Consider the following 22,012-nt stretch of genomic DNA (forward strand, 5'->3'; position numbering starts at 1 on the left):
CTGAATAGCGGGATCAGCAGTGGCCCGGTGCACAGCGCCGCTAAGGCCCATTTAACAGCAGTCATACCGCTACGCAGTGCCGCAACATAAATACCAGCGGCTGTAAGCAGCCACACAACAGGTAACAACAACACAGGGCCCCCATAACACTATACATCGAACAGCTAAAACAAAGGGCGCCATTATAGCGCCCTTGTTTATCTGATGTTGTTAACCTTTGGTTGTATTTTCGCCAGCTGGCTTAGTCGTAGAACCGTTTCTGTTGTTCAGCCATTGTCACCAGCAGCGCGGCTGGGGTGAAACGGCTACCAAAACGCGACTCCAGATTGCGTAACTGGGCGACCAGCTCAGCGGCACCTAACTGGTCAATATAGCGGAACGGCCCGCCAAGGAACGGCGGAAAACCTATACCGAATATTGCACCGATATCACCATCACGGGCAGAGGCAATAATGCCTTCTTCTAACGTGCGGACCGCTTCATTCAGCATCTGGACGACACAGCGGCGGCTGATTTCGTCTGCGCTAAGTTTCGGTGCGACTGTTACCCCCAGTACCGGATAAACGCTTTCATCAACCAGCTTTTTGCCTTTTTTGCTGTTGTTACCGTATAGATAAAAGCCTTTGTCAGACTTTTTACCTTTGCGGCCATCAGCCAGCAACTTGTCAAACGCTGCTGGTGCTACAAACCGCTCTCCCAGTTCATTCGCCAGAATAGGTGAAATCTTTGCGCCAACATCTATACCCACTTCATCGAGCAATGTCATCGGCCCCACCGGGAAGCCAAACTTAATCAGAGCTTTATCGATCTTCTCAACCGGCTCGCCTTCCAGCAGGATATTGGCCGCCTCGTTCATATACAGCGCCAGAATACGGTTAACGTAGAAACCTGCCCCATCTTTTACCACTATCGGCGTTTTGCCTTGCTTACGGGCAAAAGCAACAGTCGTGGCTATGGTTTGCTCAGACGTTGCCTTGTGCGCAATGACCTCAACCAGCGGCATTTTATCTACCGGTGAGAAGTAATGCAGGCCAATCACATTTTCCGGCCGTTGTGCCTTAGCTGCGATCTGACCGATCGGCAATGAACTGGTGTTGCTGGCAAAAACGGTATTTTCTGAACAATGCTGTTCAATGTCTGCTACCATTTGCTGCTTCAAAGCTAAGTCTTCAAACACCGCTTCAACCACAATATCCACATCATGAAAACCGCTGTAATCGGTTGTGCCTGTGATCAGCAACATTTGCCGCTGCATGTCAGCTTTGCTGATAAAACGGCGCTTAAACTTTTTCTGCAGGAGTGAGTAGCTGTATTTCAGTGCGTTACTGATACCCTGCTCGTTGATATCTTTGATCCTGACCGGTACACCTGCTTTAGTCGCCGTAACGTTGGCAATACCGCCGCCCATTAAGCCACCGCCCAACACCGCAGCTTTATGTACTTTAGCCGGTTTAATATCACCGGCACCGGTTTCTTTTTTCATCTGGGTTGTGGCAAAAAATAAGCTGCGCAGCGCCGCTGACTCTTTGGTCATACACAGCTCACCAAAGGCTTTGGCCTCAGCTGCCAGGCCAGCCTGCTTACCGTTATCTACGCCGGTTTTGATCACCTCAAGAATTTTCAGTGGTGCCGGATAGTTGCCCTGCGTTTTTTTCAGTGTTTGTTTACGCGCCTGGCTAAACAGGATATTACGACCAAATGCGGTACGCTCAAGCACTTTGCCTACCAGGTTAAGCTTCGGTTGCCCGCGCTGAGGTTTACCTTTTAATGCCTGTTTCACTGCGGCATCGAGTAAAATGCTTTGCGGCACAACATCATCAACCAAACCGGCTTTTTTCGCCTGAGCTGCTCGCAGCTGTTTGCCGGTTAAAATCATATCCAGGGCTTTTTGCAAGCCCACTAAACGCGACAGGCGCTGCGTACCGCCACTGCCTGGTAATAAGCCCAACTGCACTTCCGGCAGGCCCAGCACGGTTTTGCTATCTGTCGTAGCAACCCTGGCATGACACGCCATCGCAAGCTCCAGTCCACCGCCAAGGCAAGGGCCATGGATAGCCGCTACCAGCGGAATACTCAGCTGTTCGAGCTGATCAAACATCTGTTGCCCCATCCGGCCAATCGCTTCGGCTTCGGCAGCGGTATTACAGTTATCCAGCATCGAAATATCGGCACCGGCGATAAAGGAGTCATTCTTGCCACTGATAAACACCAGCCCTTTGAGCTGGCTATTGGCTTTAATATCTGCCAGCAGCGCTGTTATTTCGTCAGCAAAAGCGGCTTTTAGTACATTCATCGACTCGCCGGCAATATCCATCGTAATAACGCCGACATTGTCATCGCGAATTTGCAGGCTGAAACTGTTAGTTGTTGTCATTATTCTGTCTCCAAAATCATCGCCGCGCCTAAGCCACCCGCCGCACAAGCTGTGGTTAAACCCGTACCGCCGCCGCGGCGTTTTAACTCGTTCAGTGTCTGCACAATTAAACGGGTACCGGTAGCGGCAAACGGGTGTCCGTAAGCCAGTGAGCCACCCTGCACGTTAAACTTCGTCATATCAATTTCACCAATAGCCTCACTACGGCCAAGCTTATCTTGCGCAAACTTTTTGCTGGCGAACATTTTCACGTTGGCAAGCGTTTGGGCGGCAAAGGCTTCATGCATCTCAATCAACGTCAGATCATTTAACGACATGCCAGCTCTATCCAGCGCTATTGGCGTAGCATAAGATGGCCCCATTAACATATCATCGTACACGTCGATGGCAGCAAAGGCATAACTGCGGATGTAGCCCAGCGGCGTGTAACCCAGCGCTTTGGCGCGGCTTTCAGTCATCATTAATACCGCAGAAGCACCATCCGTTAACGGGGTAGCGTTCGCAGCGGTAACACTGCCATGCGCGCGGTCAAAAACCGGCTTCAGTTTGGCGTAAGACTCTAATTTAGAGTCCTGTCGAATGTTGTTATCAATCGCCAGATAGCGAGAGTACGGCTCAATATGTGCCGTCATCACCTCATCTTGCATCACACCACTTTGCCAGGCCTGAGCCGCCAGCGTGTGAGAGCGGTGTGCCAGCGCGTCCTGATCTGCACGGCTGATACCGTGCGTTTTAGCCATTTGCTCTGCCGTATCGCCCATCGACAAGCCTGTACTATATTCCGCGACTGCTGGCGGTACCGGCAGTAAATCTTTTAACCCGAGCCGGCGGAATATCGCCAGCTTCTGGCCAAAGGTACGGGCTTTATTTAAATCGACCAGCGCCCGCGCAAGCTTTTTACTGACACCAATAGGCAACACAGAGCTGGAGTCCGCACCACCGGCAACGCCTATTTGGGTAATACCCGCCATCATCGACTCTGCTACGCTGACAACGGACTGAAAACTGGTAGCACAGGCGCGGGTAACGCTAAAGGCATCAGTATGCACATTCATGCCTGTACCCAGCACTATTTCGCGGGCAATATTAGGTGCTTCAGGCATTTGCACCACCTGACCATAAACCAGTTGCTCTACCAGCTTAACGTCAAGCTCACTGCGGATCAGCAGCTCATTAACCACCAATTTTCCCAAGTCCAGTGCAGATACGCCATGAAACTCTGTCGCTTGTTTAGCAAAAGGGGTACGTAAACCAGAGACAATTGCGATGCGATCGCCCTGACGGGTAGTAAGGTTTATTGGCGAATTCATAGTGTTCCTCTGTGATTAATATACAGGTCTGACCTGTATTTATCGGTCGATTGTAACGACAGACGCCGAAAATTAAAACACTTGTTTTAATGCAAACTGAACCATATTTAGGTTATAACGTCTTAGCCTAGCCCGTTTCTGTGGCATATGGCGAAAAAACAATCAATGAAATTAATTAATTAAGACTGATAACATTATGGTGAACGCGTTTTCTGGTTTAAAAGCCTACCTCGACAGCCAGGTGCTGGGTCAACCTGAACTTACTGAAGGCATTCTGCTGGCACTGCTGGCAAATGGCCACCTATTAGTAGAAGGGCCGCCGGGGCTGGCAAAAACCCGTGCTGTCAATGCACTGGCGCATGGTGTAGAAGGCCAGTTTCACCGCATTCAGTTTACGCCAGACTTGTTACCAGCCGATTTAACCGGTACTGATATCTACCGTCCGGAGACCGGGCAGTTTGAATTTCAAAGCGGCCCGCTGTTTCATCATATTATTCTGGCGGATGAGATAAACCGGGCACCGGCAAAGGTACAATCTGCATTACTTGAAGCGATGGCCGAAAAGCAGGTTACCGTTGGCCGCCATACTTACCCGCTGCCAGAACTGTTCTTAGTCATGGCAACACAAAACCCGCTGGAGCAGGAAGGGACTTATCCGTTGCCGGAAGCTCAGCTCGACCGTTTTTTATTGCACCTGAAAGTTGATTATCCCGATGCAGCGACAGAGCTGGCGATCTTAAAACTCACCCGTGGTGAAGCGCTCAGTGGCGGACAAAATGCAGTATCGCCGATAAGCCAAAACGACATTTTTGCTGCCCGTAAAGCTATTTTACAGCTACATATGGCTGACAGCCTGGAACAGTATATCGTGCAGCTGATTATGGCGACCCGCAATGCCAGTGCATACAGTGAGAAACTAGCAAGCTGGATTGGCTACGGCGCCAGCCCAAGGGCAACCATTGCCGTAGAACGTTGTGCCCGAGCTAAAGCCTGGCTGGCAGGCCGTGATTTTGTCACGCCGGATGACATTCAAGCGGTATTCCATAATACGCTGCGCCATCGTCTGATTCTGACCTATGCAGCTGAAGCTGAAGGGATCAGTACCGATGACGTATTAAGTGAAATTCTGCGTCTGGTGCCGTCGGCCTGATATGAACCAGTTGTCTCCCCAGCAGTGGCGGCTGCAAAACGGTACAACGGGCACCAGCCTTGGCCTGACAGAGCTGCTGTGGTACCAGCGCTACACTAAAGTACTCGACTTAACGCCGCAAATGGCTATCCAGAGTAAGCTGGCCGGCACTTATCTTGCCAAAAGCAAAGGTCGGGGCATGGAGTTTGATGAGGTACGGCATTATCAGAATGGTGATGACGTGCGCACCATCGACTGGCGCGTCACCGCCCGCACCGGCAAAGTGCATACCAAGCTGTTTCGTGAAGAGAAAGAGCGGCCGGTATTTATATTGACGGATCTCAGCAGCAGTATGCATTTTGGTTCCAGCTTACTGTTCAAATCAGTGCAGGCCGCGCATCTGGCCGCGCTTATTGCCTGGCATGTTAAACAGCGTGGTGACAAACTGGGTGGCCTGGTGTTTAGCCAGCATCAACACATTGAGCTTAAACCGCAAAGCCGCAGTCTCGGCGTGTTACGCTACTTTCATGCGCTAACCGAAATACATCAGGCCGATAGCGGCAACCGCGGCCTGACGCTGAATGACGCTTTAAGCCAATTGCGCCGCCTGGTACGGCCCGGCAGCCTGGTTTATGTACTGTCAGATTTCAGCGATTTTAATCAGGACGGTTTGCGCCATATCCGGGCCATACGCCAGCACAATGAAGTCAGCTGCTGCCCGGTGACTGACCCGTTAGATTTGATGTTACCGGCAACCAGTCATGGCATGGCCGCGGTCAGTGATGGCCGGCAGACGGGTTATGTTGAGCTTGGCAGTAGTGCCTTGCAGCAACGCTACGCCCGCCAGCAAAATGATGTGCAACAACAACTTAAGCTTCACCTTAACCAGCTTGGCTGCAAATGGCTACCGGTCAGCGCTGCCGAGCCGGTACTGAGTCAATTAGAGAGAAAGTGGTATGGCTGAAACCGGATCTCCGCTGGCACACCTTGCCGATATCAGTGAACCGGAGCTAGTACTTGGCTTTGCATTGGCACCTCTTTGGTGGTTACTGATTGCGGTGCTGACCATGGCATTGCTTTATCTGGCGCTGTATTTTTACCGTCGCTGGCGTTACTTCGCTCCGAAACGGCAGGCTTTGCTGTTACTGGAGCAGATACATCGCAGCGGCGATGACCCTACTCAGATAAACCAGCTGATAAAGCGTGTACTCAGGCATTATCAACCGGCTCATCCGGCGCTCAGTATGGATAGCAAACATTGGCAACAGTGGCTGGCAGCGCAATGCACAGCAGCGCTACCAGACTTAACAGCACTGCTGTACCAGCGTCAGGGGAATAGCGATGCCAAGGCGGCATTGTATCTGTTTGCCAAAGCCTGGTTAAGCGGGTATCAGGCCAAAGCCCCACTGCAAACCGGTACGCAGGAGGCAGAACATGCTTGAGTTTGGTTACCCCTGGCTGGCTGTGCTGGCGGTATTGCCACTTTTACTGCGGATTAAACGTCAGGCAACAACAGAAGCGGCGTTAACCCTACCCGCTCTTGCCAGATTGGCTTCTGAACCGTCAGGTAATAGCAGTAAACTCATCAGTCTGAGCTCGGTGTTGGCAATGACGATATGGCTGCTACTGGTGTTGGCCGCTACTCAACCCCGCTGGCTGGGCGAGCCGGTGACACTGCCTCAGCAAGGTCGCGACCTGATGCTGGCGCTGGATTTATCCGGCTCGATGGAAATTGCCGACATGCAGTATCAGGGGCAAAGCGTTAACCGGCTCGATGCCGTAAAGTCAGTCGTCAGCGACTTTATTAAGCGCCGCCAGGGTGACAGGATCGGTCTTATCTTATTTGCCGACGCGGCATATCAGCAAACACCTCTGACCTTCGACTTAGTGACAGTGCAAAAGATGCTTGATGACAGCGTACTGCGTCTGGTCGGCACACGCACAGCTATCGGTGAGGCCATTGGCCTGGCGGTAAAAAGACTGAATACTTACGACAGTTCAAACAAGGTGCTAATCCTGCTTAGTGATGGCGCTAACACCGCAGGCAATATTCAGCCGTTGGAAGCATTACAGCTGGCTAAAGCAGCAGGCGTAAGAATTCATACTGTTGGCGTGGGTGCTGAGCAAATGGTACAACAAAGTGTGTTTGGTCAGCGTATGGTCAATCCGTCTCAGGATCTGGATGAAAGGTTACTCACTAAGCTGGCCGAAGATACTGGCGGCCGTTATTTCCGTGCCCGCGATTTAAATGAACTGAACCAGATTTATCAGTTAATTGACCAGCTTGAGCCTATAGAGCGTGACAGCGTAACGTACCGGCCGCAGCGCAGTTTATTGCACTGGCCGTTAGCCCTGGCTTTGTTGTTATCTTTTATTCTGGCAGCGCGCAGCGTTAACTGGCGTGGAGTATTTAAGCATGCTGGCTGATTTTCATTTTTTACGCCCGCTGTGGCTGCTGTCACTGTTACCGGTGCTGCTGTTTGCGATCTTGTTGTATTTTCACCGGCGCGAGCATAGCCCCTGGCACAGCTTAATTGCCCCGCATTTACAGCAAGCACTGCTCGGTGGCCAACTTTTACTGAAGAAGCAGCCGTTAGCACTGCCTCTGCTGCTGTGCTGCTGGATTATCACCAGCATTGCCCTCGCAGGCCCCAGCTGGCAAAAAATTCCGCAACCGGCGTTTGCGTTAAAAAAAGCCACCGTTCTGGTACTGGACATGTCAATGTCGATGCGAGCCACCGACATGGCGCCCGATCGCCTGACTCAGATGCGCTTTGCGGCACTTGATTTTACTGATCAGCTGCGTGAAGGTGAATTGGCGCTGCTAAGCTTCGCCGGCGATGCCTTTGTCATCTCGCCGCTGACACCGGACCATAATAATATCCGCCTACTCATTCCGGATCTGAAACCAGAAATCATGCCAGTGCAGGGCTCCAACCTGGTTGCCGCCTTGCAACAGGCCGATAAATTATTACGTCAGGCAGGATATCCGCGTGGCGATGTTGTCGTGTTTACCGATGGCTTTGACAACAACAGTTTCCGCGAACTACAGGATCTGATAAATAACTGGCCGCACCGCTTATCAGTGCTGGGTTTCGGTAGTGAAGACGGTGCACCGGTGCAACTGGAAAATGGCGAACTGCTAAAAACTGCTACCGGTGCAGTGGTGATCCCCAAACTGCCTCAACAGCAGTTGGCCACCCTGACCAGGCAAAGCGGTGGCGTATACACCCAGGCCAGCAATAGCGGCAGCATGCTAAACGATATTATTAACCTGCCTGCACTTTCTGCATTTGATCAGGCCGATACCAGTAAGCAGATCCAGGGCGATCAGTGGCAGGACAATGCCATTTACCTGGTATGGTTGTTACTGCCTCTGCTATTGCTCAACCGTAAATACAGTAGTTTACTGGCCGTTGGCTTAGTGATGTTATTCCCTGCCCCCTCTCATGCGTTTGAATGGCGTGACTTGTGGCAAACCCGCCAGCAGCAGGCGAAGCAGGACTATCAGCAAGGTGACTACAACAGCGCCCAGCAGAAATTTAGCCAGCCGCTATGGCAAGGCAACGCAGCCTACCGCAATGGCGACTTTCAACAGGCAGAACACGCCTATCGCAGTGCAACAGAGCAAACCCCAACAGCCGACGCCTATCATAATCTTGGCAACAGTCTGGCGCAGCAACAACGTTACGAAGATGCACTGGCCGCTTATCAGCAAGCAATGGAACTGGCGCCCGACTTCTCCCCTGCCGCTCAAAATGCTCAGTTAATGCAGCAATTACTGCAGCAACAACAGCAGCAGGAGCAGCAAAAGCAACAGAAGAACCAACAGGAGCAGCAACAAAAACAGGGCGATAAGCAACAGCAATCTGACAGCAACTCAAATAGTGATGATAGTTCTGACAGCGAAAGCAACGCCGATGATGCCTCTGAGCAAGAAGGGCAACAACAGCAACAAACTGAGGCTGAGCAAGCAGCGGAACAAGAACCGGCTGCGCAGCAAAACCAGCCTGAACCGGCAACAGAATCAGACGATGAGACACAGGAACGCACTCAGGCCATACGCGAAGCCTGGCCAAATGCGACAGATGAAGAGCAACAACAGTTAGATAATCTGCTGCGAAAAGTCCAGGACGACCCTGCCCTGCTACTGCGCAATAAAATGTATCTGGAATATTTAAAACGGCAACAACAGCGTTTGCCGACAGGAGTTGATCAACAATGGTAAAGGGTGTACTGCTGGCCGTGGCGCTGCTGTTAAGCTTACCGTTACAGGCACTGACTAAATTAACCGCCAGCGTCGATAAAAACCCGGCACTGCAGGGCGAAGCCGTGACGTTGGAAGTCGTCGCGGACGCCCGGGTGGCTTCTGATGCCATCAGTTTTCGCGCACTGGAGAAAGACTTCACAGTCATGGTGCCGTCGATTAGCAGCAGTACCCAGATCATTAATGGGCAGGCAAGCCAGAGCACCAGTTGGCGTGTTGTATTGCTGCCCAAGTCAAGCGGCGAATTCACTATTCCCGCTTTTACGTTGCAAGGGCTCAGCACAACGCCAATTACGCTAAAAATCCTCGAAGGCAGGGTAAGTAACAGCAGCAATAACTCGCAGGAGCTGTTTCTCGAAGCCAAGATGGAGCAACAGCAGCTGTATGTGCAGCAGCTTAGCTATTACACGGTGACCATTTATTTTAACGGTGAACTGCAACGCGGTTCGTTATCAGAGCCGGTGCTGGAAGGCGCCAGCATCAGCCAGGTAGGCCAGGACAGCGAAAGCTCCGCGCTGGTTAACGGCATCCGGTACCGCACCATTACCCGTCGTTATGCGATAACGCCGCAACGTAGCGGCAGTTTTACCATTACGCCGCCAGCCTTTAATGGCGAGATGATAGACCGTGACAGCGCCCGTTATAATTATTTTGCCCGCACCAAAACGGTAGTGCAGCAGGCTCAGCCGATAGATATAAAGGTTAATCCAATACCAGATAGCTTTCCCGGTGACTGGCTGGTTGCCGGTCTGGTGACATTAACTGAAGAGTGGAGCCCGGACATTACCGAACTGAAACAGGGTGAACCGGTGACCCGCACTATCACGTTGTCGGCCGTTGATGTGGCAGAAAATCAGTTACCTGAAATCAAACAAGGTTTCCCGGACGGGCTGCGGCTGTATCAGGAGCAACCACAAGCTAAAAGCGCTGAACGCAATGGCCGTTTGGTTGCACAAAAAGTGTTTACCACTGCCGTAATTGCAAATAAGGCAGGTGAGCTGGAACTGCCGGCGGTAAGCTTGCCCTGGTGGAATAGCCAAACCGGTAAACTCGAGCAAGCCAGTCTGCCCGCACGTAAACTCACCGTCAGCGGTGCTGCAGCTGCCGTCAATTCTGCACCAGCCACACAGGTACCGGCTGTACCCGCCCCGCAGCAACAGAGCCCCCCATCTGCGGCCTCAGAGGTATCACAGTGGCAGTGGAACCACCTGAGCAGTACTCTGGCTGCACTGTGGTTTATCAGCCTGTTTATCGGTTATCTGGTGTGGCAGTTAAAAGCACCGGCAAAGCCCGCTGCACCGACAACAAGCCGTGTGCGTTTTGACAGCAGAGCCTTAAAGCAAGCCTGTCAGCGTAATGATGCCGTGGCGGCAAGAGCTGAGCTGCTGCGTTTTGGCCACCAACAGTTGGATACACGTTGTTTATCGCTGACAGAGTTAAAAGCCGTCGTTAACGCCAAAGCGCTTAATCAACAGCTGGATATCCTGAACAACGCGCTGTACAGCGATAACGCTACAACCTGGCAAGGTGAGGCGCTCTGGCAAGCGTGGCAGAGCTTCAGTACAGCGAAAACAAGCACTGGCGGCGAGCAACAGTCATTATCCCCGCTATACCCCAAATGAACCCGACAGCTTAGTTATCCAGCCTCCATCAGCGCATGCTTGCCGCTTTACACTGGTAAGCATGCGCGCAACTTGTTAGCATGAGTCTGTTTTTAAACCTGATTTTGTATCAGGTATTTTTTTGTACTGAGCTTTGGTTAGACCCGCGTTAACCAAAGCTTAGCCGCTGCCATAAGGAGAAACTGTTTTGGAAACAGGCACTATTATTTCGTTAGGGTTATATTTTATCGTCATGCTGGCCATAGGTTTATATGGTTATAAAACGTCAACGGACGACGTATCAGGCTATATGCTGGGCGGTCGTAAACTCGGCCCGGCAGTAACAGCATTGTCAGCAGGTGCATCAGATATGAGCGGTTGGATGCTGATGGGGGTGCCTGGCGCTATGTACCTGTCGGGTATCAGCAGTGGCTGGATAGCCATTGGTTTATTGATCGGTGCTTTCTTCAACTACATCATCGTTGCCCCCCGTTTAAGGGTTTACACCGAAGTCGCAAACGACTCTATTACACTGCCGGACTACTTTGAAAACCGTTTTGCAGATAAAACCCGGATCCTGCGTATAGTGTCGTCTGTTGTTATCGTGTTGTTTTTTACCTTATACACCTCTTCCGGTGTGGTGGGTGGCGGCAAGCTGTTTGAAAGCTCATTTGGCTTAAGCTACGAGCTGGGGCTCTATGTTACAGCTGGCGTTGTGGTGGCTTACACCTTGTTTGGTGGGTTTCTGGCTGTCAGTATTACCGATTTCGTGCAGGGCTGTATCATGTTTGTATCACTGGTTTTAGTACCATTGGTAGCACTGGATCATTTAGGCGGTTTGGGTTCTGTGATGTCGCAGGTCAGTAACATCAACCCCGACTTCAGTAATCCGTTTGTTGATGCCAGCACCGGCACTGCGCTTACGGCACTGGGTATCATCTCGCTGTTATCCTGGGGTTTTGGCTATTTTGGCCAGCCACATATCATCGTTCGTTTTATGGCTATCCGCTCGGTAAAAGATATTAAAGCAGCCAGGCGCATTGGGATGAGCTGGATGTTCATCACGCTACTGGGTGCTGTGATGACAGGCCTGGTCGGTATTGCTTATGTTGCCAATACTAAAATGACGCTCAGCGACCCTGAAACAATCTTTATTATCTTTTCCCAGTTTTTGTTTCACCCGCTTATCTCCGGCTTTCTACTTGCTGCAATTCTGGCCGCTATTATGAGTACTATTTCTTCGCAGCTACTGGTCACATCCAGCTCTCTGACAGAAGATTTTTACAAGACCTTCGTTAACCGCAGTGCGTCTCAGCGCGAGCTGGTAATGGTTGGCCGCCTGTCAGTATTGGCCGTAGCGATGGTAGCCATTGTTCTGGCCTATGACAGAGACAGCTCGATTCTGACATTAGTCAGTAATGCCTGGGCGGGCTTTGGTGCCGCTTTCGGCCCACTGGTTGTATTTAGCCTGTACTGGAAACGGATGACATTTGCCGGTGCCTTAAGCGGTATTATCAGTGGTGCAGCCACAGTATTATTCTGGATCTATGCGCCAGTACTTGAGAACGGCGCAACCCTCAGCAGCCTGGTATACGAAATTCTGCCGGGCGTTATCATCAGCAGTGTATTTATTGTCGTGGTGAGCAAACTTACCAGAACGCCTGCACCAGAGATCACCTCTGTATTCGAAAAAATGCAAACTGAGCTCAAACAGTAATAAATGCATGTTCCGGCCAGCACATTATAAAAATTTATATGTCCTGGCCGGTGATTTTTGCTAGATTAACATTTTAGTGTTCATTTTCTGAGATAGAACATTTATGTATTTTTACGCCGCACGCCAACCTATCCTTGACCGCAACAAAGAACTTTATGCTTACGAACTGCTGTTTAGGGACGGCCTTGAAAACGCGTTTCCCGATGTTGATGGTGATGAAGCAACTTCTCGCATGGTTGAAGGCAGTCAGTTTAGCTTTGGTTTGGATGACTTTCTCGGTGACAAACCCGGCTTTATTAACTTTACGCTCGATACATTACAAAAAAAGTACCCGAGTATGCTGCCAAAAGAGCAGGTGGTCATAGAAATACTGGAAACTGTTCAACCGGGAAAACGCTTGCTGGCAGAATGTCAGCAATTAAAAGAGCAAGGCTATGTGCTGGCGCTGGATGATTATATTCATCAGGGAGTATGGCGGCACTTTTATCCTTTCATTGATATTATCAAAATAGATTTTCGCTCTACCGCCGCTGACACTATCAACGACATTAAGCTGGCGCTGACTGATTTTCCGCATATTAAGTTACTGGCAGAAAAAGTCGAAACCAATGAAGAGTTTCAGTTGGCGTTGGATATGGGCTTTAGCTATTTTCAGGGCTACTTTTTCTCAAAGCCGGAGATGATGCAGAGTAAAGCCCTGGCCCCTGCGCAGATGACACTGGCAGAACTGCTATACGAAACCTCAAAAGCAGATATGGATCTGAATAAAATTACGCAGGTATTTCAGCGTGATGTGCACTTATCTTACAAGTTATTACGCTACAGTAACTCAGCAATTTTTAAACGCCGCACCGAAATTGAAACCATCAAACAAGCCTTGGTTGTACTTGGTCAGGCAGAGCTGAAAAAGTTTTTATCTTTACTGTTCACTTCGCAGATAAGCAGTGACAAACCTGCTGAGCTGATGCGTATGTCGATGACCCGCGCCCGCTTTGCTGAAGGTTTAGCTGAGCTGCACGGCAAAGTTGATACAGCGAAGGCTTTTCTTACCGGCCTGATGTCACTGATGGATGCGATTCTGGATGAGCCTATTGACAGTGTAATGAATAAGCTGCCACTGGCAAAAGAGATTAAAGAGGCGTTGATAGAGAAGAAAGGGTTGCTTGCAGACTATATCCAGCTTATTCAACATTATGAAAAAGCACAGTGGAAAGAAGCGAATCAGGCCATTAATACGTTACAACTGCCTAATGATAAAGTACCGGATTCTTATCATACAGCGGTGCAGTGGGCTAACGAACAAATGAAAGCCCTTGGAGACTGATCTCCAGGGCTTTGAATTATATTAATTGAAACTGACGTACGGGCTTATTTTAGCCGCAAGCTTCTCACCAATACCTTTAACCTCAGTCAACTGAGTTTCATTTTTTATAGCGCCATTTTGCGCAATATAATCAAGCACAGCCTGAGCTTTCTTTTTACCAAGCCCGGGAATGGCTTCAAGCTGCTCAAGCGTTGCGGTGTTGAGAGAGACTTTTTGAGCAACATGGGCCGCAGCTTCAGCTTTACTGACCTGAGCAGGTGCTTTTGTCTCTGCAAAACACACATTCGTTGCTAACGTAAACAGCGTCATACCCAGTGCGAAATATAGTTTGTTCATTTTTATCATCCTTAAACATGCTCTCTTTCCCTGCTGACTCCGCTGACTGCTGCCTGACTTTTCCGGGTTGGCACTGTTACCAAAAAGGCAAACCATACAACCGGGAGCTGAGAGTTTTTACTGCCAACACAATTAAATTAGTCATTATTTTTACATTTGCAATTATTTTTTAACTTTAAATTATTTTATTCTCTGCAAAGTATTCAGCACGAATTAAGTCTGACCTGCCTACTCTTGCTTGTGTCATTTGATAACCATGTCAGCCGTAAAGGGCGATACCCAATAAAGTAACAGCCAAGATAATTGCTGCTACACAAATAGTTAGGTAAAGTACCGCGACAAGAATTGGAGAGAACAATGCGTAGCACCAGAATTATTCTGTTGATTATCGGACTGCTGGCCAGCATATCGCTTCAAGCTAAAGGTATACAGGATACTTTGCAAATCACCCGCGAGCGCGCAGCTGCGTTGGCGCAGGAGCGTTATCCGGGTAAAATTGTCAGAGTGCAGACAGAAAAGCAGCAGTACCGGATCCGGGTATTACAGGCAGACGGCCGTGTAATTACCGTGTTAGTAGATGGCCAGTCCGGCCGGGTAAAAAAGGATGGAATTTAATGCGCCTACTCGTCGTTGAAGATGAAAATCTGTTAGCTCAGCAAATTAAAGAACAATTACAGCAACAGCAGTTTAGCGTTGATGTTGCAATGGATGGCGATGACGGCTGGTTTAAGTTATCTGAATATCCTTACGATCTGGCGATTATTGATATAGGTCTGCCGAAAATGGATGGCCTTACCTTGATCCGTAAAGCCCGCCAGAAAGCTTTGAAAACCCCTATCATAGTATTGACGGCGCGCGGCAGCTGGCAGGAAAAGGTCGAGGGTCTGGACGCCGGCGCTGATGACTACCTGACAAAACCATTTCATACGGAAGAATTATTGGCGCGCTGTAACGCCCTTATCCGCCGGGCGGCCGGTCAGCCAGAGCCGACCTTGTCGGCGGGTCCTATAGCGCTTAATAGCCGTACCCAGCAGGTATGGTTAAATGAAGAAGAAATCAGCTTGACCGCATACGAATACAAAGTGCTTGAATACTTTATGATGAATCCGAATAAAGTCATTTCAAAAACTGAGCTGACAGAACATATCTATGACCAGGATTTTGACTTGGACAGCAACGTTATTGAAGTGTTTGTACTACGTTTGCGGAAAAAGCTCGATCCTGACGGTGAAAATAAACCGATTGAGACTCTGCGCGGCAGAGGTTACCGTTTCACCCTGAACGTCGCCTGATATGTCACTATCTTTGAAACTGCGGCAGATGCTGGTCAGTATTTTTTTACTGCTGTTTCTGCTGCCAAGTTCATTTATCGCAATAGACCGAGCCTTTTATACCCAACTGCTAACCTCCACCGAACAGAAAATGGAAGTGCACATGTACGCCATTCTATCTGAACTGAGCGTTACAGAAGACAAAGTTGAGCTGTTGAATAATGCACTGGCACCTGATTTTTACCGTCCGGATTCCGGCCTCAGCGCTTATATAACACATGAGCAGGAGTTGGTGTGGCAATCCGATTCCTCTCTTAACCAGCACTTTATTCCTCCTATAGAAGCATTGCCGCCAGGTGAGCATTTATTTCGTCAGACAACTCAACCCAGCGGGACCTTCTGGGTATTATCGATATCTCTGTTGTTTGATGCAGAGGAATATACCCGCCCTCTGACGGTACATGTAGTTCAGACCGACGAAAGACTTATCGCCCCCCAGCAGACGTTTCGTGCCACATTAATACAATGGTTCATCGGTATCGGTTTAATGCTGCTGTTGCTGATGTTGCTTGCTTACTACTGGACAACCAAGCCTTTGACCAGACTTGACCATGAAATCCGCCGGGTCGAAAATGGCAGCCAGGAGCAGCTAAGTGCGCGTTACCCTGCTGAGCTGAGTATTATCAAGGAAGATCTGAATTTATTACTGGCAAACCAGAACCGGCAAAAGCAGCGCTATCGCCATCATTTAAGCGATCTGGCGCATGCACTGAAAACACCTGTAGCCGTGCTACAGACCTCAGCACTTAGCCAACAACCAGAGCTGAAAGAGCAACTGGACCGCATCACATCAATGATCGAACATCAGCTAAAAAGAGCCGCCAGCTCCGGCCAGGATGTCTGGAAAAAGCAAATTGAAATTAAGCCACGATTGGAAAAACTGATATCGGCCTTAAGCAAAATATACCGCGACAAAAACCTGGCGATAAAGATTGATTGTGCAGAACACTACGCTTTTAGGGGCGATGAAACCGATTTGATGGAAATACTGGGCAACCTGATGGACAACGCCTGCAAAGCGTGCCGGCAGCAGGTCACTGTCACGATAAAGCAGTCGCAGCATTTAATGTTGTGTATTGAAGATGACGGCCCCGGTGTACCGGAAGAAAAACGACAAGCTTTGTTTGAGCGTGGAACAAGATTGGATACCTATCAGGAGGGACATGGTGTTGGCCTTGCGATTGTCGCAGAATTGGTGCAATCCTATTCCGGTACTTTAGAACTGGATGACAGTGAGCTGGGTGGTGCCCGCTTTACCGTATACCTCAGCTGAATGCCAATTTGATACAACAACGTGATGATCGAAATCAATTCTTTCGCGTAATATAGAAAACAAGAACTGTGATGTTAGGAATAGATAATGGATCTGAATAATCCTGCGATAATTAAAATAAAAAACCTGCGTTTGCGTACCTATATTGGTATCAAAGAAGATGAAATTAATAACAAGCAAGATGTGATTATTAATGCGTTAATCAAATACAGCGCAGCAAACGCAGCCAACACTGATAATATGGATAACGCGCTGAACTACAGAACCATTACCAAAAAGATCATTGCGCTGGTTGAAAATCAGCGTTTTTCACTGCTGGAAAAACTGACAGCAGACGTACTGGCAATCGCCGCAGAACACGCATCAGTGCATTATGCGGAAGTTGAGATAGACAAACCCCATGCGCTTCGTTTTGCAGATTCAGTGTCATTAACGCTTTCAGTAAATAAATAAGCTCTATACTTATCACCTTGGCTCCGTATCAGGATAACAGCCCCTATGCATATACTGATAACCGGCGGCACCGGTCTGATTGGAAGTACGCTTGTTAAGCGATGGCAGAATCACTATAAGCTGACAATATTAAGCCGCACTCCCCAGAACGTGACAGCGCGTTTTGGAGACGGCGTTACAGCCGTAGCCAGTCTGGCTGATGTTGATTTTAACAATATCACCGCAGTAATAAATCTTGCCGGCGAGCCTATCGTCGGCAAGCGCTGGTCAAAGCGGCAAAAACAAGAGTTATGTCACAGCCGCTGGCGATGTACCGCTTCTCTGGTAGACGCTATTAACCGTGCCTCAACGCCGCCACAGGTCTTGATCAGCGGATCTGCAATAGGGTTTTATGGCGCCCAGCACACTCAGCTTATCAGTGAGGACTTTAGCCATTATCATGACGATTTCCCCCATCAGCTATGCGAGCGCTGGGAAATGCTGGCGCAGGAAGCGGCAAGCCCACAAACCCGGGTTTGCCTGTTACGTACCGGCATAGTACTGTCGAAATCAGGTGGTGCGCTGAAAAAAATGCTGCCGCCATTTCAACTTGGGCTAGGTGGCAGAATAGGTAACGGAGAGCAGTACATGTCATGGGTGCATATTGATGACATAGTGCAGATCATTGAGTTTTTACTGCTTCACCCTACATTACAAGGGGTTTTTAATGCTACAGCCCCCACCCCGGTTACCAATGCACAATTTAGCCAGGAACTGGCACAGGTGCTGCACCGCCCTGCCTTATTACCCATCCCCGCATTTATGCTAAATTTACTGCTGGGTGAAATGGCGACGTTGCTGCTAGATGGGCAGCGGGTAATACCGGCAAATCTGATTAAGGCAGGCTATCAGTTCCGCTTCAAGGAACTTAAGCCAGCACTGACGGATTTACTGTCCGGCCAGTCAGCTCTGTAATACCCGTCTTATCAGTGCAGCACCTGGTATACGCATTAAACGCCTCAGTTGCCACCAGCCCAAAGTAGTTACCAAAACAACGCCGAGCACCGGTCCTAACCACCATAAGGTGTAATGCAATGTAAACGGCAGATCAAAAGCGCGTTGTTGCACAATAAAAAGCATCAACTCTGCCAATACCGTTGCAAATAACCCGGCCAATCCACCTAACAGCGAAAACTCCAACAGTAAAGCATTACGTAAGAAGGCATGACGTGCACCTAAAGTGCGCAGAATTGCTAACTCCTGCTCACGTTGTTCCAACGTTGCCTGCACCTGAGCAACCAGTACCAGTGCAGCTGCACAGCATATAATCAGTAAAATAAAACTAAGGGCAATTGTCACCTGACTGATGATACTGTTTACCTGCTGAATAATATTATCAACGCTGATAACAGTCACTGTCGGCATTAACCTGGCGAGCTGATTAAGCAGCAAGTTTCGCTCAGGCTGCAGATAAAACGCCGTGATATAGGTCGCGGGAAAATCAGCCAGTACATCCGGGCTTAAGATCATATAAAAATTGGGCTGCAGACTGTTCCAGTCAACTTTACGGATACTGCTCACAGTTGCGCTAAGTTGCTGACCACCGACAGAGAACGCCAACGTATCGCCAAGATTAATATTTAGCCTTTGCGCTATTTCACTTTCAACCGAAACCTGCGCATTGTTTTTTGTGTCAAACCAGCCCCCCGACACTATCTGATTATTGTCAGGCAACTGTGCCAGCCAGGTCAGATTCAGCTCACGACCAATACCGACCCGCTGCTCTGAACGCTGCTCTTTCGTTGCTTCCTCCTGCAACTGCTCATCATTCACAGACACCAACCGGCCCCGAACCACAGGATAATACTCGCCTGTGACAAGATCATGCTCTGCTGCAAACTGATTGAGTACTGCACGCTGCGGTTCAGTGATATTGACTAAGAACTGATTCGGCGCCCCGTCAGGGATCTGCTGTTGCCACTGCCCTATCAGCTCTGCACGCAGAAAGTACAACAGCAAAGTCAGAAAGATAGCCAGGCTAAAGGTAATAAGTTGAAAACTGTTTGCCCACAAGCGACGGCGCAGATTGGCTAAAGCAAGCTTTCTCGCACTGCTTTGGCCTGCAGCTACCGGTTTAGCAAGTTTGACCAACAAAGCTGCAGCAGACATCAGTAGCGCTGCAAAAAGCGCGCACAGCAAAAACAAGCCAATACTTAACAGAAACTCACCGCTAAATAGCCACATCAAGGCCCAGATAGCCAAAGCTCCGGTGAACAGCTGCAGCTTATCAAGCTCAAGCTTGAGTGTAGAATTTTTTAATACTTCAATCGCAGCAGTGCCTGCAAGACGCCACATTGGCCTGGCAGCAAATAATATCGCGCAAATCACACAGGTCAGGCTGCCAAGCCATATTGGTCTCCAGCTGAATTCACTGCGAAAATCGCCTAAATAATATTGGATCCCAAACTGAGCAGCTTCAATTGCAAGCTGCCCGGCAACAATGCCACAAACCAGGCTAAATGCGACGACAAGCAACAGATGACCACCATAAATCAGTCTGATTTGTCGGGTTGTCGCGCCCAGTGCTTTAATAACTGCCACGGCCTGGGTATGACGCTGACTGTAGCGACTCGCAGCTACGGCGGCAGCACAAGCTGCCAGTACAATCCCAAGCAGGCCTGACAGCAACAAAAACCGTTCCGCTCGTTGTAAAGCACCGCCTATTGCAGACTGGCTATCCATTTTCTGCCAGCGTTGATGTGCGGTAAGCTGAGGCTGCATCAGATCTTCAAACTGACCGAGCTGCTGCTCAGTACCGGCAAACAAATAGCGGTAAGCAATACGGCTTCCCGGTTGTACAATTTCTGTTGCGGCAACATCCTCCAGGTGCATTAGTACCCTTGGTGCTCCGCCAAACACGCTAAGTGGCGCATCAGGCTCCTGTGTAATAACGCCTGCCACCGTTAAGCGGGACATTCCAAGCTCGACCTTATCACCGACTTGCAGGTTCAGCAGGTCAAACAAACGGGCTTCGAAATACACTTCGCCCGGCTGAATTAATATAGCATCACCAACACCGGCCACTACAGAGCGGTTTAGCTGCAGCTCACCTCGCAGTGGATAGCTATCATCAACAGCTTTGATGGTTGCTAACTGCATCTTATCGCCAGCGAACAGCATAGAATCGAATTGCATCTGACGGGAGACTTTCAAGTTTGCAGTAACGGCTTGCGTAATAACTTCTGTATCAAAAGGCTGGCTGGATCTTAATACCCTGTCTGCAGCCGAAAAATGCGCGCTGCGCTGTTTCAGCGCACTATTTACGCTTTGGGTAATACCACTCAAACTGACTACTGAGCCAACGGCAAGAAATAACGCAAAACCGATAACCCAAAGCTCTCCGCGACGCAGCTCACGCCAGAACAATCGCCACGCTATATTAACCCACATCTGCCAGCCCCTTGTCATCTTCATTGACAAAGCGTCCGGCTTGCATCTGATATTGTCTCTGGCAGCGGGCAGCAAGCTCTGCATTGTGCGTCACCAGAATCAGCGTAGTCCCCTGCTCTTTGTTGAGTTTAAACAGCAAATCTTCTACTTTCTTTCCGGTTTGCGCATCCAGGTTGGCTGAAGGCTCATCGGCAAACAGGACTGCCGGTTGGGTAATAAACGCCCGGGCTATCGCAACCCGCTGTTGCTCTCCGCCCGATAACTGTGAAGGAAAGAAATCTGCCCTGGCAGCCAAACCAACTTGCTGCAGTAACGCCGTGCCGCGCGCTTTTGCATCTTTTATTCCAGCAAGCTCAGCTGGTAACGTAACGTTCTCAAGGGCAGTCAGACTGGGTAACAATAAAAAAGACTGAAACACAAACCCCACTTCAGCAGCCCTTATGCCAGCCCGATCATCTTCAGACAAGTTATGTAATGGGTGCTGCCCCAGAAAAACTTCACCGTTGCTCGGCGTGTCTAAACCGGCCAGCAAACTAAGCAAAGTAGATTTACCAGAGCCGGAAGCGCCGACAATCGCTACACTTTCGCCACGATTGATCGTCAGACTGATATCATGCAGGATAGTTAAGGAACCATCCGCTACTTTGACGCTCTTAGCCAAATTAGTAGCTTTAATGTGAACTTCAGGTGTTGTCATCATGCGTATTATCTTCTTCTTTGTGCTCGTATTTTTCTGCCAGATTAGCCAGGCACAAAAACTACTTATTCTCGGCGACAGTTTAAGTGCAGCCTATGGCATGCAACAGCAACAAGGCTGGCCTTATCTGCTGCAACAACGTACTGACTGGCAATTAATTAACGCCAGTATCAGCGGTGAAACAACGGCTGGCGGTGTTGCACGCCTGCCAGCGCTACTGCAGCAGCATCAGCCTGATGCTGTATTAATTGAATTAGGTGGCAACGATGGTTTACGTGGCCATGCTATTGGTACCATTGAATCCAATTTAAATGAAATCATCACGTTGGTTAAGCAGCATAAAGCGGCACCCGTGTTAATGCAAATACGTATACCGCCGAACTATGGACCTCGTTATGGACAACAATTTAGTCGAATTTATCCACAACTAGCTGAAAAACATCAAATAACGCTATGGCCATTCTTCATGGACAATATCGCTGTCAATAGCGATCTAATGCTTGGGGACGGAATACACCCTAACAGCGAAGCACAGCCGTTAATCAGCGAATTTGTCGGAAAATTATTAGCAGATTTTGAGCCTGACTAAAGGCTCACTCAAGTGTAAGAGTGTTACAGTATATGTCTGAGTGCTAAAGCAGATAATATTTGTGGTATTGATGAAGTTTTGACGCGAAGTGGCGTCCCCTAGGGGATTCGAACCCCTGTTACCGCCGTGAAAGGGCGGTGTCCTAGGCCTCTAGACGAAGGGGACGCAAAAACATTCATTCA

At 49.4% G+C, this 22,012-nt stretch carries 19 protein-coding genes and 1 tRNA gene; 14 read left to right on the forward strand and 6 right to left on the reverse strand.

Going from position 1 to position 22,012, the window contains the following annotated elements:
• Window positions 1-241: 241 nt before the first annotated feature.
• Both fadJ and fadI read right to left on the reverse strand, forming a co-directional pair.
• Window positions 242-2,374, reverse strand: coding sequence for a fatty acid oxidation complex subunit alpha FadJ (gene fadJ, locus VIN66_RS04080; protein ID WP_331922804.1), 2,133 nt, complete (start codon window positions 2,372-2,374; stop codon window positions 242-244).
• Window positions 2,374-3,684, reverse strand: coding sequence for an acetyl-CoA C-acyltransferase FadI (gene fadI, locus VIN66_RS04085; RefSeq protein ID WP_331922805.1), 1,311 nt, complete (start codon window positions 3,682-3,684; stop codon window positions 2,374-2,376). Before fadI ends, fadJ begins: the two co-directional genes overlap by 1 nt.
• 196 nt (window positions 3,685-3,880) lie before the next feature.
• Between fadI and VIN66_RS04090 the strand changes: the two genes are divergently transcribed.
• The 8 genes from VIN66_RS04090 (at window position 3,881) to VIN66_RS04125 (ending at window position 13,722) form a co-directional block, all read left to right on the forward strand.
• Complete coding sequence (locus VIN66_RS04090) at window positions 3,881-4,834, forward strand: MoxR family ATPase (RefSeq protein WP_331922806.1); 954 nt, start codon at window positions 3,881-3,883, stop codon at window positions 4,832-4,834.
• 1 nt (window position 4,835) lies between these two features.
• Window positions 4,836-5,777 carry a DUF58 domain-containing protein gene (locus VIN66_RS04095; RefSeq protein ID WP_331922807.1) on the forward strand — a complete coding sequence of 314 codons (942 nt, stop codon included), beginning with the start codon at window positions 4,836-4,838 and terminating at the stop codon, window positions 5,775-5,777.
• Window positions 5,770-6,255 (forward strand): DUF4381 domain-containing protein, encoded by a 486-nt coding sequence (locus VIN66_RS04100; RefSeq protein ID WP_331922808.1) that lies wholly within the window; start codon window positions 5,770-5,772, stop codon window positions 6,253-6,255. Before VIN66_RS04095 ends, VIN66_RS04100 begins: the two co-directional genes overlap by 8 nt.
• Window positions 6,248-7,240 (forward strand): VWA domain-containing protein, encoded by a 993-nt coding sequence (locus VIN66_RS04105; protein WP_331922809.1) that lies wholly within the window; start codon window positions 6,248-6,250, stop codon window positions 7,238-7,240. Before VIN66_RS04100 ends, VIN66_RS04105 begins: the two co-directional genes overlap by 8 nt.
• A complete protein-coding gene (locus VIN66_RS04110; protein WP_331922810.1) occupies window positions 7,230-9,041 on the forward strand; it encodes a vWA domain-containing protein in 1,812 nt (603 codons plus the stop codon). The genes VIN66_RS04105 and VIN66_RS04110 overlap by 11 nt, the downstream gene beginning before the upstream one ends.
• Window positions 9,035-10,702, forward strand: coding sequence for a BatD family protein (locus tag VIN66_RS04115; protein ID WP_331922811.1), 1,668 nt, complete (start codon window positions 9,035-9,037; stop codon window positions 10,700-10,702). Before VIN66_RS04110 ends, VIN66_RS04115 begins: the two co-directional genes overlap by 7 nt.
• Window positions 10,703-10,889: 187 nt before the next feature.
• On the forward strand, window positions 10,890-12,398 hold the full coding sequence (putP, locus tag VIN66_RS04120) for a sodium/proline symporter PutP (protein ID WP_331922812.1): 1,509 nt from the start codon (window positions 10,890-10,892) through the stop codon (window positions 12,396-12,398).
• Between the two features lie 103 nt (window positions 12,399-12,501).
• Window positions 12,502-13,722: an EAL and HDOD domain-containing protein gene (locus tag VIN66_RS04125; RefSeq protein ID WP_331922813.1), complete on the forward strand. Its 1,221-nt coding sequence runs from the start codon at window positions 12,502-12,504 to the stop codon at window positions 13,720-13,722.
• A 21-nt stretch (window positions 13,723-13,743) separates the two neighbouring features.
• On the opposite strand, the gene VIN66_RS04130 is transcribed toward VIN66_RS04125, so the two are convergent.
• A complete protein-coding gene (locus VIN66_RS04130) occupies window positions 13,744-14,058 on the reverse strand; it encodes a ComEA family DNA-binding protein (RefSeq protein WP_331922814.1) in 315 nt (104 codons plus the stop codon).
• Window positions 14,059-14,415: 357 nt separating this feature from the next.
• On the opposite strand from VIN66_RS04130, the gene VIN66_RS04135 reads away from it, so the two are divergent.
• The 5 genes from VIN66_RS04135 (at window position 14,416) to VIN66_RS04155 (ending at window position 18,069) form a co-directional block, all read left to right on the forward strand.
• Entirely contained in the window at window positions 14,416-14,673 is a 258-nt protein-coding gene (locus VIN66_RS04135; protein WP_226768045.1) for a PepSY domain-containing protein, read from the forward strand.
• Complete coding sequence (locus tag VIN66_RS04140) at window positions 14,673-15,350, forward strand: response regulator transcription factor (protein ID WP_331922815.1); 678 nt, start codon at window positions 14,673-14,675, stop codon at window positions 15,348-15,350. The genes VIN66_RS04135 and VIN66_RS04140 overlap by 1 nt, the downstream gene beginning before the upstream one ends.
• Window position 15,351: 1 nt before the next feature.
• Entirely contained in the window at window positions 15,352-16,662 is a 1,311-nt protein-coding gene (locus VIN66_RS04145; protein ID WP_331922816.1) for an ATP-binding protein, read from the forward strand.
• 87 nt (window positions 16,663-16,749) lie between these two features.
• Window positions 16,750-17,115 (forward strand): dihydroneopterin triphosphate 2'-epimerase, encoded by a 366-nt coding sequence (folX, locus tag VIN66_RS04150; RefSeq protein ID WP_331922817.1) that lies wholly within the window; start codon window positions 16,750-16,752, stop codon window positions 17,113-17,115.
• Window positions 17,116-17,160: 45 nt separating this feature from the next.
• Window positions 17,161-18,069 carry a TIGR01777 family oxidoreductase gene (locus VIN66_RS04155; RefSeq protein WP_331922818.1) on the forward strand — a complete coding sequence of 303 codons (909 nt, stop codon included), beginning with the start codon at window positions 17,161-17,163 and terminating at the stop codon, window positions 18,067-18,069.
• On the opposite strand, the gene VIN66_RS04160 is transcribed toward VIN66_RS04155, so the two are convergent.
• The gene (locus VIN66_RS04160; protein WP_331922819.1) at window positions 18,058-20,544 is read right to left on the reverse strand and encodes an ABC transporter permease; all 2,487 of its coding nucleotides are present in this window, start codon (window positions 20,542-20,544) and stop codon (window positions 18,058-18,060) included. The genes VIN66_RS04155 and VIN66_RS04160 overlap by 12 nt on opposite strands.
• A complete protein-coding gene (locus VIN66_RS04165) occupies window positions 20,534-21,244 on the reverse strand; it encodes an ABC transporter ATP-binding protein (protein ID WP_331922820.1) in 711 nt (236 codons plus the stop codon). Before VIN66_RS04165 ends, VIN66_RS04160 begins: the two co-directional genes overlap by 11 nt.
• On the opposite strand from VIN66_RS04165, the gene VIN66_RS04170 reads away from it, so the two are divergent.
• The gene (locus VIN66_RS04170) at window positions 21,243-21,830 is read left to right on the forward strand and encodes an arylesterase (protein ID WP_331922821.1); all 588 of its coding nucleotides are present in this window, start codon (window positions 21,243-21,245) and stop codon (window positions 21,828-21,830) included. The genes VIN66_RS04165 and VIN66_RS04170 overlap by 2 nt on opposite strands.
• A gap of 89 nt (window positions 21,831-21,919) precedes the next feature.
• Here the strand turns inward: VIN66_RS04170 and VIN66_RS04175 are convergent.
• Window positions 21,920-21,995: transfer RNA gene (locus tag VIN66_RS04175), tRNA-Glu, on the reverse strand.
• Window positions 21,996-22,012 lie beyond the last annotated feature (17 nt).

This window comes from Rheinheimera sp., from assembly GCF_036568245.1.
Classification (GTDB): Bacteria; Pseudomonadota; Gammaproteobacteria; order Enterobacterales; family Alteromonadaceae; genus Alishewanella.

What these genes read in the sequence shown, in the direction of transcription:
- VIN66_RS04100 (WP_331922808.1), top strand. Translation starts at nt 5,770, where the DNA reads ATGGCTGAAACCGGATCTCCGCTGGCACACCTTGCCGATATCAGTGAA.
- VIN66_RS04110 (WP_331922810.1), top strand. Translation starts at nt 7,230, where the DNA reads ATGCTGGCTGATTTTCATTTTTTACGCCCGCTGTGGCTGCTGTCACTG.
- VIN66_RS04090 (WP_331922806.1), top strand. Translation starts at nt 3,881, where the DNA reads ATGGTGAACGCGTTTTCTGGTTTAAAAGCCTACCTCGACAGCCAGGTG.
- VIN66_RS04155 (WP_331922818.1), top strand. Translation starts at nt 17,161, where the DNA reads ATGCATATACTGATAACCGGCGGCACCGGTCTGATTGGAAGTACGCTT.
- VIN66_RS04115 (WP_331922811.1), top strand. Translation starts at nt 9,035, where the DNA reads ATGGTAAAGGGTGTACTGCTGGCCGTGGCGCTGCTGTTAAGCTTACCG.
- VIN66_RS04160 (WP_331922819.1), bottom strand. Translation starts at nt 20,544, where the DNA reads ATGTGGGTTAATATAGCGTGGCGATTGTTCTGGCGTGAGCTGCGTCGC.
- VIN66_RS04145 (WP_331922816.1), top strand. Translation starts at nt 15,352, where the DNA reads ATGTCACTATCTTTGAAACTGCGGCAGATGCTGGTCAGTATTTTTTTA.
- VIN66_RS04130 (WP_331922814.1), bottom strand. Translation starts at nt 14,058, where the DNA reads ATGAACAAACTATATTTCGCACTGGGTATGACGCTGTTTACGTTAGCA.
- VIN66_RS04165 (WP_331922820.1), bottom strand. Translation starts at nt 21,244, where the DNA reads ATGATGACAACACCTGAAGTTCACATTAAAGCTACTAATTTGGCTAAG.
- VIN66_RS04105 (WP_331922809.1), top strand. Translation starts at nt 6,248, where the DNA reads ATGCTTGAGTTTGGTTACCCCTGGCTGGCTGTGCTGGCGGTATTGCCA.
- VIN66_RS04135 (WP_226768045.1), top strand. Translation starts at nt 14,416, where the DNA reads ATGCGTAGCACCAGAATTATTCTGTTGATTATCGGACTGCTGGCCAGC.
- VIN66_RS04095 (WP_331922807.1), top strand. Translation starts at nt 4,836, where the DNA reads ATGAACCAGTTGTCTCCCCAGCAGTGGCGGCTGCAAAACGGTACAACG.
- VIN66_RS04140 (WP_331922815.1), top strand. Translation starts at nt 14,673, where the DNA reads ATGCGCCTACTCGTCGTTGAAGATGAAAATCTGTTAGCTCAGCAAATT.
- VIN66_RS04170 (WP_331922821.1), top strand. Translation starts at nt 21,243, where the DNA reads ATGCGTATTATCTTCTTCTTTGTGCTCGTATTTTTCTGCCAGATTAGC.
- fadJ (WP_331922804.1), bottom strand. Translation starts at nt 2,374, where the DNA reads ATGACAACAACTAACAGTTTCAGCCTGCAAATTCGCGATGACAATGTC.
- VIN66_RS04125 (WP_331922813.1), top strand. Translation starts at nt 12,502, where the DNA reads ATGTATTTTTACGCCGCACGCCAACCTATCCTTGACCGCAACAAAGAA.
- fadI (WP_331922805.1), bottom strand. Translation starts at nt 3,684, where the DNA reads ATGAATTCGCCAATAAACCTTACTACCCGTCAGGGCGATCGCATCGCA.
- folX (WP_331922817.1), top strand. Translation starts at nt 16,750, where the DNA reads ATGGATCTGAATAATCCTGCGATAATTAAAATAAAAAACCTGCGTTTG.